Here is a 14,831-nt window from a genome sequence, read left to right as displayed (position 1 = left end):
CTATCGTCGCGGCAAGAGCTTTAGCGGGTCCACAGGACGCCCACGACGGCGAATCTCAAAGTGGAGTTTCACGGAGTCCGTACCAGAACTACCTCGCTCTGCAATTTTTTGCCCGCCGCGCACAACGTCGCCCTCCTCAACGAGCAAGGCATCGTTGTGGCCATAGGCACTTAGGTACTCATCGTTGTGGCGCACAATTAGCATCAATCCGTAGCCAGCAATACCACTCCCTCCGTAGACTATTTGACCGCCCGCAGTGGCAATCACTGGATCTCCGCGCTTACCATCGATGTCCAGACCCTTGTGAAGATTGGTTTCAAATCGGCGCGTGACTTTGCCCTTTGCCGGCCAGCGCCAGGCACCCACCTTCACATTAGTCGTCGCAGGCACAGACTTCGCCGGTTTGGTAACAGTCGTAGTTCCCGCGGCGCTTACACTCGCCGAACTTTTAGCCGGGCTACTCGATGGAGAGGCCGCCGCTGGCTGTGTCGGCGACTTACTAGGCGCTTTAACTGCAACAGTAGGCGCCGCTTTTGACACCGGCGTCGCCACGATCGGAGGCTCGGCTTCGGCGAGACGTAACTTCTGCCCGGGAAAAATCGTGTAAGGCGCGGTGATGCTATTGGCCGCCGCCAGACGTCGAAATTCAAGACCATGGCGGAATGCGATGGAGAACAAGGTGTCACCGGGCAACACCGTGTAGCGTTGTTCTACTCTTGAGGTCCCACCTCGACTGCGGTCTTCAATCGGTGCCGGTGGTTTGTCAGCGCAAGCCACCATTAGAGCACCGATAACAAGGAGCCAGAACGGTGCTGCGAGCCGTATCATGAGCTAGCGTTCCAACCCACCCCAGCGATTCTCCAGCAACCAAACTGCCAGAAAACCCAAGAGCATTAAGCCAAGGCATAAGAGCATCTGACTGTCACCGAACAGGCTGGCGTAGTGCTGCGGCGTAACAGGTAACGCCGTCCCGCCATCAGTCGGCAATCCCTTCCACGGCCAAACCACTAGCAGCGAGCCACACAAAAAACCTGTGAGCGTCGCGATAGTTGGGTTGTGCTGCTCTCGCAACAGGTAGCGAAGCAAGCGTGAAAACACTAACAGACCCGATCCCGCACCAATGGCGAAAAGACTCAGGGATACGAACTCCAGAGACTCGATAGCAGCGAGCACAACGGGATACATGCCCAGCAGTACGAGAATAAAGCTCCCGGAGATTCCAGGCAGAATCATGGCGCAAATCGCAAAAAAACCAGCGACAAAAAAACTCCAGGACGCTACGGGTAAAGCAAAGCTTGGTGAGACGCCAATACCCGCAGCAAATCCGGCACCGAGCACCAGGCCCGCGATGGCTGCAATAGACCATTGCTTAACATGCCGAAGAAGCATAAACGCCGATGCCAAAATCAAGCCAAAGAAAAAAGACCACAAAAGCAGCGGCTGTGTCTCGAGGAGCGTCGAAATGAGGCTAGCCAGGGAAAATATGCTGATTGCTATTCCCAGCAACAGGGTCGCCAAAAATGCGGCGTCGGTACGCTCCAGTGCCTCAGTCCAACGGCGCTCAGACAGACAACGAAGCAGATTCAAATCAAACGCCGTAATAGCATTTATGAGGCGACTATAAATACCGGTGATAAACGCCATAGTACCACCGGACACCCCCGGCACTATATCGGCCGCACCCATGAGCACACCTCGAAGCAGCACACCGGGAAACAGCGACGGCTCGGAGCTATCTAAAGCAGTTTTCTCATCCATTTCCGAGACCCGGCAGTAGCGGTACAAAATTCACCGGCTCAATGTTGTAGCGCTCGAAACCCGACTCGGTGCGCTCCACCACAACCAGGGTCTGCTCACGACCGCCCACGGGCATTACAAGACGACCGCCAGGAGCCAACTGCATGAGCAGCGACTCCGGCACCTCATCCGGCGCGGCTGCAGCCAGAATGCCGTCAAAAGGAGCCTGGGACTCCCAGCCATCAAAGCCATCACCGTGGCGCATCTGGACATTCCGTAGCTTGAGTTGGCGCATGCGTTTTCTGGCTGATAAGAGCAAGGGCTTGATACGCTCCAGGGCGTAAACCTCCCCAACGAGTCCCGCCAATACTGCTGTCTGGTAGCCCGAACCGCTGCCAATCTCCAGAATTTTCTGGGCATCGCGACCCGCTATCAGCAGCTCAGTCATACGCGCGACGATGTAAGGCTGGGATAAGGTTTGCTGGAAGCCAATGGGCAAGGCCGTATCTTCATAGGCACGATGGGCCATCGCTTCGTCAAGAAACAAATGCCTGGGCACATTGCGCATGGCATCAAGCACAGCAATATTGGTAATCCCCTGCTCCAGAAGACGCTGCACCAGGCGTTCCCGCGTCCGTTGGGAAGTCATCCCGATGCCTGAAATGTCTGCAGATCTATTCATCTGTGCGTCAACAACACGACCGCATGCACTGCAATGCCTTCGCCACGCCCCAGGTAACCCAAGTGCTCTGTCGTGGTGGCCTTTACTGACACCTGATCCCGCTCGGCATCCAGATCACTGGCGATGTTGTCACGCATGGCGTCGATATGCCCCGCCATCCGCGGAGCTTGAGCGATGATCGTCATATCAGCATTTGCCAGGACATAGCCGCGCTCCAGCACCAAGCCCACACAGCGCCGCAACAGCTCTCTGCTGTCGATACCTGCGTTCGCTGGATCCGTATCCGGAAAGTGTTTGCCAATATCTCCTGCCGCTATCGCACCCAGCAGCGCATCGCAAAGCGCATGCAGCACCACATCACCATCCGAGTGAGCGAGCAGAGCACGATCATTGGGAATCTCAACACCACCAAGCACGATTACCTCAGAGCCCTGCCCAGGCTCGGCAAAAGCATGCACATCGAAGCCGTGCCCGATCCGCATCAATTCTCTCTCCCTAAGGTGTCTGCGTCCTGTCCATGAAGCTGCTGCAACCAAAAAGCTGCCAGTTGCATATCCGAAGCATAGGTTACCTTGAGATTGCCAATGGAACCTCGAACAAGTTGGACCTCAAAACCCTCAGCCTCCATGGCTGATGCTTCATCTGTTACTGCAACGCCTTTATCTTCGGCAGCCGCTAAGGCGCCACGCAGCTCTCCCACGCGAAACATCTGCGGCGTTTGAGCACGCCAGATTGCGTCCCGATCAAGGGTTGTTTTCACACGGGATTCCTCATCAGCGCGCTTGAGCGTATCCGTGACAGGTACTGCCAGGAGTCCACCGACACCGCTCGTCGTGACCTCTTCTATCAGCGATTGCAATTCTGACTGTGACAAACACGGTCGCGCGGCATCGTGCACTAACACCCAGTCCTCATCGCTGGCCGGGAGAGCTCTAAGACCTGCAGCCACGGACTCGGCGCGGCTTGCACCACCCGCGCAAACAGTAACCCGGCCATCTCTGAGGCAGCCTTCTCGCTCAATCTCCAAATCAGTCTCAGGTAGCGCAACAACACAGCCGCGCAGATCGGAGTAAGACAACAGGGCTGCAACACTCCAATCCAGCAAAGATCGCCCATCAATCTCCAGGTATTGCTTAGCGACGCTCTCCGCCAGACGCGAACCGCTGCCGGCGGCAGGTACCACCGCCCAGATATCGCTCACGGGCGAGGCTCAGCGGTTTTCGGCACAAGCTTGTCAGGTTCAACAAACTGGTAGTAAACCTCATTGTCTTTGGTCAAACCCAACTCTTCTCGCGCGCGCTGTTCCAACACTGTATTGCCCGCTTTAAGATCCATCACCTGACGTGCAAGCTCTTCGTTGCGCTCGCGCAATATTGCATTCTCCCGCTGTGAATCCTGAGCCTGCTGACGAAGTCGCAACAACTCGAGGCGACCGCCCTCTCCCCACCAGAGACGATATTGCAGGCCTGCCAGCAGCACAAAAAGTATCAGCAGTATCCAGCGCAATTGTGTACCTAGCGCGCGAATTCAGCTCGCCCGCGATAGGGCGCTGTGGAGCCAAGTTCGGCTTCAATACGCAGCAGCCGATTGTACTTTGCGACGCGGTCCGAGCGGCAAAGGGAGCCGGTTTTGATCTGTCCTGCCCCTGTAGCCACCGCGAGATCAGCAATGGTCGTATCTTCGGTTTCGCCGGAACGATGAGAGATTACCGACGTGTAGCCAGCATCTGCCGCCATCGCAATAGCGTCCAGAGTTTCTGTCAGCGTCCCGATCTGGTTGAGCTTGATAAGAATCGAGTTGCCGACACCGCGCTCGATGCCCTGGCCAAGAATTTTGGTATTGGTGACAAACAAATCATCACCCACTAATTGAACGCGTTCGCCAAGACGCTCAGTCAGCAACTTCCAACCATCCCAATCAGACTCATCCAGGCCGTCTTCAATAGACAAAATGGGGTGCGCATCGACCAGTCCGGCAAGATACTCAGTAAATCCCGCACTATCGAAATCGCGACCGTCACCGCCAAGCCAGTAACGCCCGTCCCGGTAAAATTCTGATGCTGCGCAGTCCAGAGCCAAAGTGACATCAACCCCGAGCTTGTAACCCGCATTGGTAACTGCTTCGCCAATCACCTCCAACGCTGCTTCATTGGACGGCAGATCCGGAGCAAAACCACCCTCGTCTCCTACCGCAGTGCTCAAGCCCCGGGCAGACAGCACCTTCTTCAGGTGATGAAAGATTTCTGCGCCGCAGCGCAAGGCCTCCGCAAAGCTGCCCGCAGCAATGGGCTGGATCATAAACTCTTGTATGTCCACGTTGTTATCGGCGTGCTCACCACCATTGATAATGTTCATCATGGGGACGGGCATGCTCAGAGATCCGCGGCCGTAGAGTGCAGCGATGTGCGCATACAGTGGCTTGTCGCTGGCAATGGCAGCGGCACGCGCCGCGGCCAGGGAAACCGCGAGCATAGCGTTGGCGCCCAGGGACTCCTTGTTCTCAGTGCCGTCCAAAGCAAGCATCGCTGCATCGAGTTCCCGCTGTGCAGAAGCATCCATGCCCAGCAATGCGCTGCGCAGAGCGCCATTGATATTCGCAACAGCCTTGGTAACGCCTTTACCTAAATAACGCTGGGGATCCGCGTCACGCAACTCCAGTGCTTCGCGAGATCCCGTGGATGCACCGGAGGGAGCAAACGCAGCCGCGCTCGCGCCAGACTCGAGGGTCACCTCTGCCATTACCGTGGGGTTACCTCGAGAATCCAGCACCTCGAAACCCTGTACCTCAGTAATCCTGCTCACTGTTCACTCTCCCTGAATAGTAATCGGGCATTTTAAAAATACCCCTGAAGCTCTGCACCAACTAAACAATCAATCGATCGAAAGTGCAGGCAAGCCTTTCACAAGACTGTCCACTGCCTGAATTTGTGCGAGAAAAGGTCGCAATTTTTCGAGTGGCAAGGCGCTGGGGCCATCACAGAGCGCTTGATCTGGATCGGGATGCGACTCTAGAAACAGACCCGCTAAGCCTACGGCCATTCCTGCCCGGGCAAGCTCTGTCACCTGCGACCGTCTGCCCCCTGATGCTGCGCCCAAGGGATCGCGGCACTGCAGTGCATGCGTAACATCAAATATTTGCGGCACGTTACCGGTGGCATTACGCATTACTCCAAAACCGAGCATATCGACAACCAGATTGTCGTATCCGTAGTTACTTCCGCGCTCGCAGATCATGAGTCGATCGTTTCCACACTCTCGAAACTTCTCCACCACGTTGCCCATCTGTGCCGGCGATAAAAATTGTGGCTTCTTGATATTAATCGCCGCGCCAGTCTCGGCCATGGCTCGCACCAGATCAGTCTGCCGGGCTAGAAACGCGGGCAACTGAATAATGTCACAAACCTCAGCCGCTGCAGCCGCCTCATCCGGGGCATGCACATCGGTGATCAAAGGCACCGCAAATCGTGTCTTAACTTCGGCCAGAATATCCAGACCTGCAGCCAAGCCAGGGCCGCGAAATGAGTGGATCGAAGAGCGATTTGCCTTGTCGTACGAGGCTTTAAACACCAGTGGAATACCCAAATCGGCACAAACCGCTACGTATTCGCCCGCTACCTCAAGTGCAAACTCTCGGCTTTCGAGGACATTCACACCACCTAGCAATACAAAGGGAGCGTCGTTGGCAATGCGCAGATTGTCCAGCTCTACAGAATGTGCCATGGGCATAACCTCACTAAGTCCGGACTCAGCCTACCGCTGTGTCACAGGCACGGCGGTTACCCGCTGCATGTTGGCAGGCCGCTTGCACGTAGCTTGTAAACAGAGGGTGCCCACCCCTTGGGCGAGACGTAAACTCCGGGTGAAACTGACAGGCCACAAACCAGGCATGCTCCGGCAACTCAATCATCTCAACCAGCGACTTGTCCGCAGACCAGCCGGCGATGGTCATGCCATAGTCTCGAAGAGTACTCACGTAATTGTTGTTGACCTCATAGCGATGACGATGGCGTTCAGAAATGACATCTGAGCCGTAGATTTCGCGTATGCGCGTACCGGATTCAAGATGGCATGGCTGAGAACCCAGACGCATCGTGCCACCCATATCAGAACTCTCGTCACGCTGCTCGGTGCTTCCATCGGCATTTTGCCATTCAGTAATCAACGCAACGATAGGGTGCGGCGTCTGGGGCGCCATCTCCGAAGAATGGGCCTCTGCAAGTCCACAAACATTGCGCGCGTACTCTACCAGGGCCACGTGCATACCCAGGCAAATACCCAAAAACGGAATGTCATTCTCGCGGGCAAAACGTACAGCCTCAATTTTGCCCTCGACGCCTCGGTCACCGAAGCCTCCAGGCACCAGAATGGCGTCCACACCTTCGAGAATGCCTGTGCCATCACGCTCAATATCTTCTGCTTCGACGTAATCCACCTGCACATCTGTCAGGGTTTGCAGCCCGGCATGAGACAGAGCCTCGTTCAGGGATTTGTAGGCATCGGGCAACTCCATGTACTTACCGACCATGGCCACACGCACCGTCGCCTGCCGCTCAGCGACCTGCCGTTGGAGCACCTCATCCCATTCGCGCAGATCCGCCACGGGACAATCAAGGTTAAAGCGCTCAACGACAAAATCATCGAGACCGTTGGCATGCAGGGCTCGGGGAATTCTATAAATAGTATCGGCGTCCAGCAGAGGTATTACGGCTCTTGCTTCCACATTGGTGAACAAGGCTATCTTGCTGCAGGCGCTCTCTTCGATGGGCACGGTTGAGCGGCAGAGGAGAATGTCTGGCTGCAAACCAATAGACCGAAGCTCTTTGACGGAGTGCTGTGTGGGCTTGGTTTTAATCTCGCCTGCGGTAGCGATATAGGGCACGAGAGTAAGGTGCATAAGAAGAGCCCGGGAGGGCCCCATCTCGACTTTTAGCTGACGAGCCGCCTCCAGAAACGGTAGCCCTTCTATATCACCCACAGTGCCACCGATCTCCACAACGGCGACATCGGCATCACCGACACCGGCCAACACACGCCGCTTAATTTCGTCAGTGATATGGGGAATGACCTGAACGGTCCCACCGAGATAATCCCCGCGACGCTCTTTAGCGAGAACCTGATTGTATACACGGCCCGTGGTGAAGTTGTTCCTGCGGCTCATTACCGCCCGGGTGAAGCGCTCGTAATGCCCCAGGTCAAGATCAGTTTCGGCTCCATCATCAGTGACATACACCTCACCGTGCTGGAACGGACTCATGGTGCCAGGATCTATATTGATGTAAGGGTCGAGTTTTAGAAGGGTGACCTTCAGACCACGAGCTTCGAGGACCGCCGCGAGCGAAGCCGCCGCGATTCCTTTGCCGAGAGAAGAAACTACACCACCAGTCACAAAGACTAATCGCGTCATGTCACGCCTTCCTGTTGCCTATGTCGTGAAACAGTCCCGGACGAACAAGATTGCCATCAATCCGGGCCCGCGACCATGCGATAAGATGGGAGATCAAGTTAACAGAAAGCGTCTTTCTGCTCAATCAGAAACCCTCTCTGCCTGCGTTATTTATGAGTAATTTCTTGGCTTTTCCAGACCAGCTTCAGCCCCAGAGAGATTGCCAGGGGTGACCGCTGTAAATTTGCCACCGCAAGGAGGTCTTCCCCAGACGCAGACCGGTGCAGCAACAGGGGCACATACTCTCGCCACCACGGCGGCACCGCGAGGTCCTGAAACACGGTCTTCAGGTCTTTGTGCTGACCATTGGGCAGCGCCAGGCGCTCTCCCCCTTTGCGGGTTCTGAGAATTAAATCCAGAGGCTCAGCCTCCCCCGGACCTTCCACGGCCAGCAAGCCCATACCCGACCAGGACACAGGCGCTTCAGCACTTACCGGAAACTCTTGGGACAAGCCCTCGATGTTCGCGGGATGGAGATACACGGCGTCTCGATAACGCTCGAGGGTCCAGTCAGCACCCTGTAACTGAGCACCCGTTCCCTCTCGAAGCTGACGCAAAAACTCATGCAAGCGCGCAGATGGCGGTGCCAACAAGGACCGTCCCTTGAGCCAGCGGCGCAGTGCCAGAGCGGCGAGCGCCGGCTCGGAAGGAAGCTCAGCAATGGCAAAACCAGGATCACCCATAGATCCACGCAGCGTCGCAAGGGCAGGCACCGGTATATGCTCGTTCAGTTCGCGTAAAAGGCCCGCCGCGCGCGAGAATGTCTCTCGATAGCCGGGCCAGCGCTGAGCAATAACCGGCATCAACTCCTGTCTGAGATAATTTCGATCAAAGCGGGTATCGCTATTGCTTGGGTCGTCTACCCACGATAAGTCGTGGGCCTGCACGTAGGCCTCCAGATCCCGGCGCGGGAGGGCCAGCAGCGGCCTCAACAGCTCGCCATGACCGAGCTTTCGCGTGGAGGGCATACCCGCCAGCCCTTCGGGACCCGCGCCGCGAAGGAGGCGCAGCAATAGCGTTTCTGCCTGATCATCCTGGTGATGCGCCATTAGCAAAATACCGCCATCCGCCATGCAGGCCTCAAACCAGCGATACCGAGCTGTGCGGGCCGATGCTTCAATTCCCTCGCCTGTATTCTCAAGGGCAAGCTCCGTGGTCTGAAAAGCAACACCCAGGGTCGAGCAGAAATCAGCACAGTGCGCGCCCCAAAGCGCCGCATCGCCGTGAAGTCCGTGATTGGCATGTAGCGCAGTCACGCGCCCATCGAATATCTTGGCTGCCGCGTGAAGGAGAACCGTGGAATCCAGTCCCCCGCTATAAGCCACGAACAGGCGTGTTCCCGGCGCTAGTGTCGCGGCGTGCTGGTCGATTGCCTGCAGAACGGGGTCTTGGTTCACCCCAAAGGAAGCCCTAGTTGCCGTAGGCGAGGAGTCTCGCGTAGCGCGCTTCGAGCATATCTTCGGTACTCATAGACTTGAGCTTATCCAGCTCGGCACCCACGTGCTCACGGATTCGTTCACCCATGAGTGCGGCATCGCGATGAGCGCCACCCAGAGGCTCATCGATACTCGCGTCCACGATACCCAGCTCTTTAAGCTTTTCGGAGGTCACACCCATCGCTGCGGCTGCATCCGAAGCAAACTCCGAGGACTTCCAGATAATGTTCGCGCAGCCTTCGGGAGAAATCACAAAGTAGGTAGCGTACTGCAGCATGGCCAAATGATCAGCCACACCGATACCCAGCGCACCACCGGAGCTACCCTCGCCAATCACCACCGAAATAATCGGTGTCTTGAGACGGGACATGACCGCGAGGTTGGTCGCGATGGATTCGGAAATACCCCGCTCCTCGGAATCAATGCCCGGGTACGCCCCCGGAGTATCAATGAGCGTTACGACGGGCAAGCTGAATCGCTCCGCGGTCTCCATGAGCCGCAGAGCTTTTCGATAGCCTTCGGGCTTGGGCATACCAAAATTGCGATACACCTTATCTTTGACAGATCGACCCTTCTCCTGACCGATCACCATGACTGACTCACCGTTAAGACGGGCAACGCCGCCCACGATAGCCTTGTCATCGCCAAAGTGACGATCACCGTGCAACTCGTCGAAATCTTCGAAAATCAATGGCAGATAATCAAGGGTATAGGGCCGTAGGGGATGTCTTGCCACACGCACAACATCCCAGGCACTGAGATTGGAAAAAATCTTCTCAGTGAGTTTGACACTTTTTGCCGTTAGTTCATCGAGCTCACTGGACAGGTTGAGATCTGCGCCGGAACCCACGTGCCGCAGCTCTTCGATCTTGACCTCGAGCTCTGCGATCGGCTGTTCAAAATCCAGATAGTTGGGGTTCATGGGCTGCTTCAGCGTCTATGGGTTAGCTTTAATATTCTACCCAAAAGCGCGCCGCGCCTCCATCGACTTTATATGCCCTAGCCAACAAGGGTGATCATTACACCCGCCGCTACTGCAGAACCGATAACGCCCGCCACATTGGGCCCCATGGCGTGCATGAGCAAGAAGTTATGGGGATCTTCTTCGAGACCCATTTTGTTACTGACCCGGGCCGCCATGGGTACTGCTGATACACCTGCGGAGCCAATAAGCGGATTGATCGCAGTGCCACCCAGGCGATTCATTAACTTGGCCAGCAGGACTCCCGACGCCGTCCCCACACTAAAAGCCACGATACCCAGGGCCAGAATACCCAGGGTATTGACGTCCAAAAACTTATCCGCCACCAGCTTGGACCCTACCGCAAGACCCAGAAATATGGTGGTGATATTGATCAGTGCGTTTTGCGCGGCTGCGCTGAGACGTTCCACCACACCGCACTCACGCATCAAATTGCCGAAGCACAACATGCCCAGCAATGGAGCTGCGTCGGGCAGAAGCAGCGCCACGAGAATCAAAAGCATTAGCGGAAAGGTAATCTTCTCCCGCCGGCTCACCTCTCGAAGCTGCACCATCACGATCTGTCGTTCGGCGCTCGTTGTCAGCGCGCGCATAATCGGCGGTTGGATCAACGGCACCAAAGCCATGTAGGAATATGCCGCCACAGCAATTGCACCAAGGAGGTCTGGCGCGAGAATACTTGATACGTAAATCGCGGTGGGACCATCCGCCCCGCCGATAATACCGATCGCCGCAGACTGAGCGAGACTGAAGTCGGTGATCCCCAGCGAGGTCAGGCCCACCGCGCCAAGCACCGTGGCAAAGATGCCAAACTGCGCTGCCGCACCGAGTAACAGCGTGCGCGGGTTTGCCAGCAGAGGCCCAAAATCTGTCATGGCGCCAACGCCCATAAAAATCACCAGAGGCGCCACACCGCTACCGATGGCAACGCTGTAAAAACTATAGAGCATGCCGTCACTGAGACCCGTGTCCCTGGCGAGCTGCAAGGCTTGGAAGTGCAAGGCTTCGGGGGCGACCTCCAGCGCTGCAGCAATGCTTGCAGGGTCCGCCGCGCTGGAAAGAAGAGCCCCTAAGGCCGCCAGCAATTCGGCATTTGCGCCATGCAGCGCTTTATCCAGCGCGGAATACGCGAGACCCGCACCAGGAATATTCGCCAGCAGGCCACCAAAGCCGATGGGCACCAGCAACAGAGGCTCAAAGCGTCGATGGATAGCGAGATAAAGAAGCAATAGCGCGATGCCCAGCATCACCGCTGAGCCGATGTTCATCTGGGCGAGACCCGAAGCACCCCATAGCTGGACCAGGCGATCCATTAGTGCGTATCCAGCTCCAGTAAAGCATCGCCCACCGCAACGGCATCACCTGCAGAAACGATAATTTGGGTAACTGTTCCGCCTTTTGGCGCCCGAACCTCGGTTTCCATTTTCATGGCCTCCAGCATCACGACCACATCGCCAGCCTCCACGACATCGCCAAGCGAAACCGCTACGCTCACGATATTTCCCGCCAGGGGTGCACTCACCGCCTCCGCATTACCAGCGGGGCCGGGAACTGCAACAGGCGCACTCACCGGTGCTGCGGCCTGCACGCCACTCACATCACCGCCCTCCGCCACTTCCACCACAAAGCGCTGGCCACTGACAGATACCGTGTATACATCGGCGTCGCTCGGCGATGCCGATGAGGGCGCGGGAGCTGGTGCAGCGGCGGGCTCCACTGGCGGCTCGTTGCCCGGTGCCGGCTCAAACGCACTCGCATCACCGCGCTTATCGAGAAAGCGCAAACCCACCTGCGGGAACAGCGCATAGGTCAGCGCGTCGTCGACCTCACCTTCACCCGGCGCAAGGCGAATGTTTTTATCCGCGGCCAGGGAGCGAAGCTCAGCCTGTAAAGCCTCCATCTCCGGCTCCAGTAAATCTGCAGGGCGACAGGTAATCACTTCCTTTCCCTCAAGCACTCGCGCTTGCAACTCCGTATTGACCGCTGCGGGGGTTACACCGTATTCACCCTTGAGCACGCCAGCCGTTTCTCGCGTGATGGACTTATAGCGCTCGCCCGTAAGTACATTGAGAACTGCCTGAGACCCTACAATTTGCGATGTAGGCGTCACGAGAGGAATAAAACCCAGATCTTCACGAACGGCTGGAATTTCCTCCAGCACCTCACCGAGGCGATCCTCCGCATTTTGTTCCCGAAGCTGGTTTTCCATGTTGGTGAGCATGCCACCGGGCACCTGCGCCACCAGAATACGAGAGTCCACTCCGCGCAGGGAGCCTTCGAATTTCGCATACTTTTTGCGGACGTCCCGGAAGTAACCCGCTATACGCTCCAACGCCACAAGATCAAGATCGGTATCTCGATCAGTGCCCTCGAGTATGGCAACCAAGGCCTCCGTGGGTGAATGCCCATAGGTCATGCTCATGCTCGACACTGCGGTATCAATATTGTCGATACCGGCCTCTATGCACTTTAGATTTGTGGCCGTAGACAGCCCCGTGGTCGCGTGACACTGCATATGAATGGGGATTGAGCACGCCGCCTTCAGACGGGTCACCAACTCAAAACCGACATAAGGGCGCAAAAGTCCCGCCATATCCTTAATCGCAATGGAGTCAGCACCCATATCTTCGATGCGTCGTCCCTGATCAACCCAGCCGTCGATGTCATGCACCGGGCTCAAGGTGTAGGCAATTGTTCCCTGCGCGTGCTTCCCCTGGTTCTTAACCGCCTGCAGGGCGACTTCAATATTGCGCATATCATTCATGGCATCAAACACACGAAACACATCGACGCCGTTGGTCGCCGCTCGCTCCACAAACTTCTCCACCACATCATCTGCATAGTGGCGGTAACCCAGAAGATTCTGCCCGCGCAGCAACATTTGCTGAGGCGTATTCGGCATCGCCTTTTTCAACTCTCGAATTCGATCCCAGGGGTCTTCGCCGAGATAACGAATGCAGGCGTCGAAGGTCGCCCCACCCCAGGACTCCATGGACCAGAAACCCACGGCATCAAGTTCCGCGGCGATGGGCAGCATGTCATCGAGGCGCATGCGTGTTGCAAACAGGGACTGATGCGCATCGCGCAGCACCAATTCAGTAATGCCTAACTTTCCGGGACGATCAGACATGCGCTTTCCTTTGATCAGAGTCTGAGTTGGGAGATACCGCTCTGCGACGCCTATGCTGATGCACCGCGGCGGTAATCGCGGCCAGCACCTCAGGTGTTGCCGCGGCGGTTTCAGCGTTGTTAGCAGTTGCAGCGTTGTTAGCAAGAGGATCTAGAGCAGAGCTTCTGGCGCGCTGGGGTACCACTATCGGCGCCTGGGGAAAAAAGCGCAGAATCACTGCAGACATGATTCGCGTCGCGAACACGAGCAGGGTCAAGAACACAACGACCGTGCCCATGCCGTATACAAGCAGTTCAAGACCCTGCGATAGCAAATTGGCGTTCATCAGATCCCCCTAGTGGGCTCCATGATAAACGACGCGGCTACCTCGGGCCACGGTAGCTGTGCGTAATTGCAACTCTGCGTATACTGCCATCCCGTGAACTCCAAACTGACTCCCCGCATCTATCTGGCGCCCATGGAGGGCGTTATCGATCACACCATGCGCGAGCTGCTGACTCAGCTAGGCGGCGTTGACCGCTGCGTCACAGAGTTTATGCGGGTGAGTCAGGAACTGCTGCCACCTCGCGTCTTCCATCGAATATGCCCCGAACTCGAGCGCGGAGGACACACCTCATCCGGCGTCCCCGTTTATCTGCAGCTTTTGGGCGGGAATCCCACGCTGGTAGCCGAGAATGCCGCCCGGGCCGCTGAGCTTGGCGCAGTCGGCATAGATCTGAACTTCGGCTGCCCTGCAAAAACTGTCAACCGCTCAGACGGCGGCTCGGTAATACTTCGAGAGCCTGAGCGGGTGCACGCGATCGTAGCTGCCACGCGGCGCGCGGTTCCCGCCGAAGTTCCTCTTAGCGTCAAGATTCGTCTGGGTTTTGAAAACAGCGACAGTTTTCTCGACATCGTATCCGGCATCGACGCGGCAGCGCCCAGTGAGCTCGTGATTCATGCACGCACCCGTGCGGATGGCTATCGCCCCCCGGCCTACTGGGAGCACATCGCTGAGGCTCGCGCCGTCACCGCACTGCCTCTGGTAGCAAACGGTGAGATTTGGGGTGTTGGTGACGCAAAACTTGCCAGAGAAAAAAGCCAAACACCTGACCTTATGCTCGGCCGGGGCGTACTCTGCCGGCCAGATTTGCCCAGACTTGTCCGAGCAGCGGATCTTGGCCTTGAGCAAAATGCCCTGAGCTGGGATGAAATTCGCGAGCTGCTGCTCAAATATCTGTCCGTAACACTCGTGAGCTACGACCGCCGCTACGCGGTAAACCCCATTAAACAGTGGCTTGGGTATCTGCGGCACTACTATCCCCAAGCGGCTGCGATGTTTGTAGTCATCAAGCGTATTCTTGACCCCGAGGAGCTTAGGCTCGCCATCGCCGGCAGTGACACCGACGAGCAGATAGCGGCCTAAACAGAACAAAAGAGGAG

Annotated in this window: 15 protein-coding genes; 1 reads left to right on the top strand and 14 read right to left on the bottom strand. The window is 56.8% G+C overall.

The window, feature by feature from the left end; genetic code table 11:
• From ACTG39_RS08865 to ACTG39_RS08800, 14 genes are all read right to left on the bottom strand, one after another.
• Complete coding sequence (locus tag ACTG39_RS08865; RefSeq protein ID WP_439107184.1) at positions 1–828, bottom strand: peptidoglycan DD-metalloendopeptidase family protein; 828 nt, start codon at positions 826–828, stop codon at positions 1–3.
• A gap of 3 nt (positions 829–831) precedes the next feature.
• Positions 832–1,758 (bottom strand): DUF368 domain-containing protein, encoded by a 927-nt coding sequence (locus tag ACTG39_RS08860; protein ID WP_439107183.1) that lies wholly within the window; start codon positions 1,756–1,758, stop codon positions 832–834.
• Entirely contained in the window at positions 1,751–2,419 is a 669-nt protein-coding gene (locus ACTG39_RS08855; protein WP_439107182.1) for a protein-L-isoaspartate(D-aspartate) O-methyltransferase, read from the bottom strand. The genes ACTG39_RS08860 and ACTG39_RS08855 overlap by 8 nt, the downstream gene beginning before the upstream one ends.
• On the bottom strand, positions 2,416–2,901 hold the full coding sequence (gene ispF / locus ACTG39_RS08850) for a 2-C-methyl-D-erythritol 2,4-cyclodiphosphate synthase (protein WP_439107181.1): 486 nt from the start codon (positions 2,899–2,901) through the stop codon (positions 2,416–2,418). Before ispF ends, ACTG39_RS08855 begins: the two co-directional genes overlap by 4 nt.
• Positions 2,901–3,620 (bottom strand): 2-C-methyl-D-erythritol 4-phosphate cytidylyltransferase, encoded by a 720-nt coding sequence (ispD, locus tag ACTG39_RS08845; protein WP_439107180.1) that lies wholly within the window; start codon positions 3,618–3,620, stop codon positions 2,901–2,903. The genes ispF and ispD overlap by 1 nt, the downstream gene beginning before the upstream one ends.
• Positions 3,617–3,925, bottom strand: a complete 309-nt coding sequence (gene ftsB, locus ACTG39_RS08840; protein ID WP_439107179.1) for a cell division protein FtsB — start codon at positions 3,923–3,925, stop codon at positions 3,617–3,619. Before ftsB ends, ispD begins: the two co-directional genes overlap by 4 nt.
• 8 nt (positions 3,926–3,933) lie before the next feature.
• A complete protein-coding gene (gene eno, locus ACTG39_RS08835; protein WP_439107178.1) occupies positions 3,934–5,220 on the bottom strand; it encodes a phosphopyruvate hydratase in 1,287 nt (428 codons plus the stop codon).
• Positions 5,221–5,289: 69 nt separating this feature from the next.
• Positions 5,290–6,138: a 3-deoxy-8-phosphooctulonate synthase gene (gene kdsA / locus ACTG39_RS08830; RefSeq protein ID WP_439107177.1), complete on the bottom strand. Its 849-nt coding sequence runs from the start codon at positions 6,136–6,138 to the stop codon at positions 5,290–5,292.
• A gap of 25 nt (positions 6,139–6,163) precedes the next feature.
• Positions 6,164–7,822 (bottom strand): CTP synthase, encoded by a 1,659-nt coding sequence (locus tag ACTG39_RS08825; protein ID WP_439107176.1) that lies wholly within the window; start codon positions 7,820–7,822, stop codon positions 6,164–6,166.
• A gap of 146 nt (positions 7,823–7,968) precedes the next feature.
• Positions 7,969–9,258, bottom strand: a complete 1,290-nt coding sequence (gene tilS / locus ACTG39_RS08820) for a tRNA lysidine(34) synthetase TilS (RefSeq protein ID WP_439107175.1) — start codon at positions 9,256–9,258, stop codon at positions 7,969–7,971.
• A 13-nt stretch (positions 9,259–9,271) separates the two neighbouring features.
• Positions 9,272–10,219 carry an acetyl-CoA carboxylase carboxyltransferase subunit alpha gene (locus tag ACTG39_RS08815; protein ID WP_439107174.1) on the bottom strand — a complete coding sequence of 316 codons (948 nt, stop codon included), beginning with the start codon at positions 10,217–10,219 and terminating at the stop codon, positions 9,272–9,274.
• 77 nt (positions 10,220–10,296) lie between these two features.
• Positions 10,297–11,592, bottom strand: coding sequence for a sodium ion-translocating decarboxylase subunit beta (locus ACTG39_RS08810; RefSeq protein WP_439107173.1), 1,296 nt, complete (start codon positions 11,590–11,592; stop codon positions 10,297–10,299).
• Positions 11,592–13,409 carry a sodium-extruding oxaloacetate decarboxylase subunit alpha gene (gene oadA / locus ACTG39_RS08805; protein ID WP_439107172.1) on the bottom strand — a complete coding sequence of 606 codons (1,818 nt, stop codon included), beginning with the start codon at positions 13,407–13,409 and terminating at the stop codon, positions 11,592–11,594. The genes ACTG39_RS08810 and oadA overlap by 1 nt, the downstream gene beginning before the upstream one ends.
• Positions 13,402–13,734, bottom strand: a complete 333-nt coding sequence (locus tag ACTG39_RS08800; protein ID WP_439107171.1) for an OadG family protein — start codon at positions 13,732–13,734, stop codon at positions 13,402–13,404. The genes oadA and ACTG39_RS08800 overlap by 8 nt, the downstream gene beginning before the upstream one ends.
• Positions 13,735–13,827: 93 nt before the next feature.
• On the opposite strand from ACTG39_RS08800, the gene ACTG39_RS08795 reads away from it, so the two are divergent.
• Positions 13,828–14,814, top strand: a complete 987-nt coding sequence (locus ACTG39_RS08795; protein WP_439107170.1) for a tRNA dihydrouridine synthase — start codon at positions 13,828–13,830, stop codon at positions 14,812–14,814.
• Positions 14,815–14,831: the final 17 nt, after the last annotated feature.

Origin of the sequence: Congregibacter sp. (assembly GCF_965662665.1) — a bacterium.
In the GTDB taxonomy this organism is placed as follows: Bacteria; Pseudomonadota; Gammaproteobacteria; order Pseudomonadales; family Halieaceae; genus Congregibacter.
Note: the sequence above shows the minus strand (reverse complement) of the source record. Positions and strands in the feature narration are given on the sequence as shown.

Bases quoted from the DNA above. Each gene is read 5' to 3' on its own strand.
- ACTG39_RS08865 (WP_439107184.1), bottom strand. From the start codon at position 828: ATGATACGGCTCGCAGCACCGTTCTGGCTCCTTGTTATCGGTGCTCTA.
- ACTG39_RS08860 (WP_439107183.1), bottom strand. From the start codon at position 1,758: ATGGATGAGAAAACTGCTTTAGATAGCTCCGAGCCGTCGCTGTTTCCC.
- ACTG39_RS08855 (WP_439107182.1), bottom strand. From the start codon at position 2,419: ATGAATAGATCTGCAGACATTTCAGGCATCGGGATGACTTCCCAACGG.
- ispF (WP_439107181.1), bottom strand. From the start codon at position 2,901: ATGCGGATCGGGCACGGCTTCGATGTGCATGCTTTTGCCGAGCCTGGG.
- kdsA (WP_439107177.1), bottom strand. From the start codon at position 6,138: ATGGCACATTCTGTAGAGCTGGACAATCTGCGCATTGCCAACGACGCT.
- ACTG39_RS08825 (WP_439107176.1), bottom strand. From the start codon at position 7,822: ATGACGCGATTAGTCTTTGTGACTGGTGGTGTAGTTTCTTCTCTCGGC.
- ACTG39_RS08815 (WP_439107174.1), bottom strand. From the start codon at position 10,219: ATGAACCCCAACTATCTGGATTTTGAACAGCCGATCGCAGAGCTCGAG.
- ACTG39_RS08810 (WP_439107173.1), bottom strand. From the start codon at position 11,592: ATGGATCGCCTGGTCCAGCTATGGGGTGCTTCGGGTCTCGCCCAGATG.
- oadA (WP_439107172.1), bottom strand. From the start codon at position 13,409: ATGTCTGATCGTCCCGGAAAGTTAGGCATTACTGAATTGGTGCTGCGC.
- ACTG39_RS08800 (WP_439107171.1), bottom strand. From the start codon at position 13,734: ATGAACGCCAATTTGCTATCGCAGGGTCTTGAACTGCTTGTATACGGC.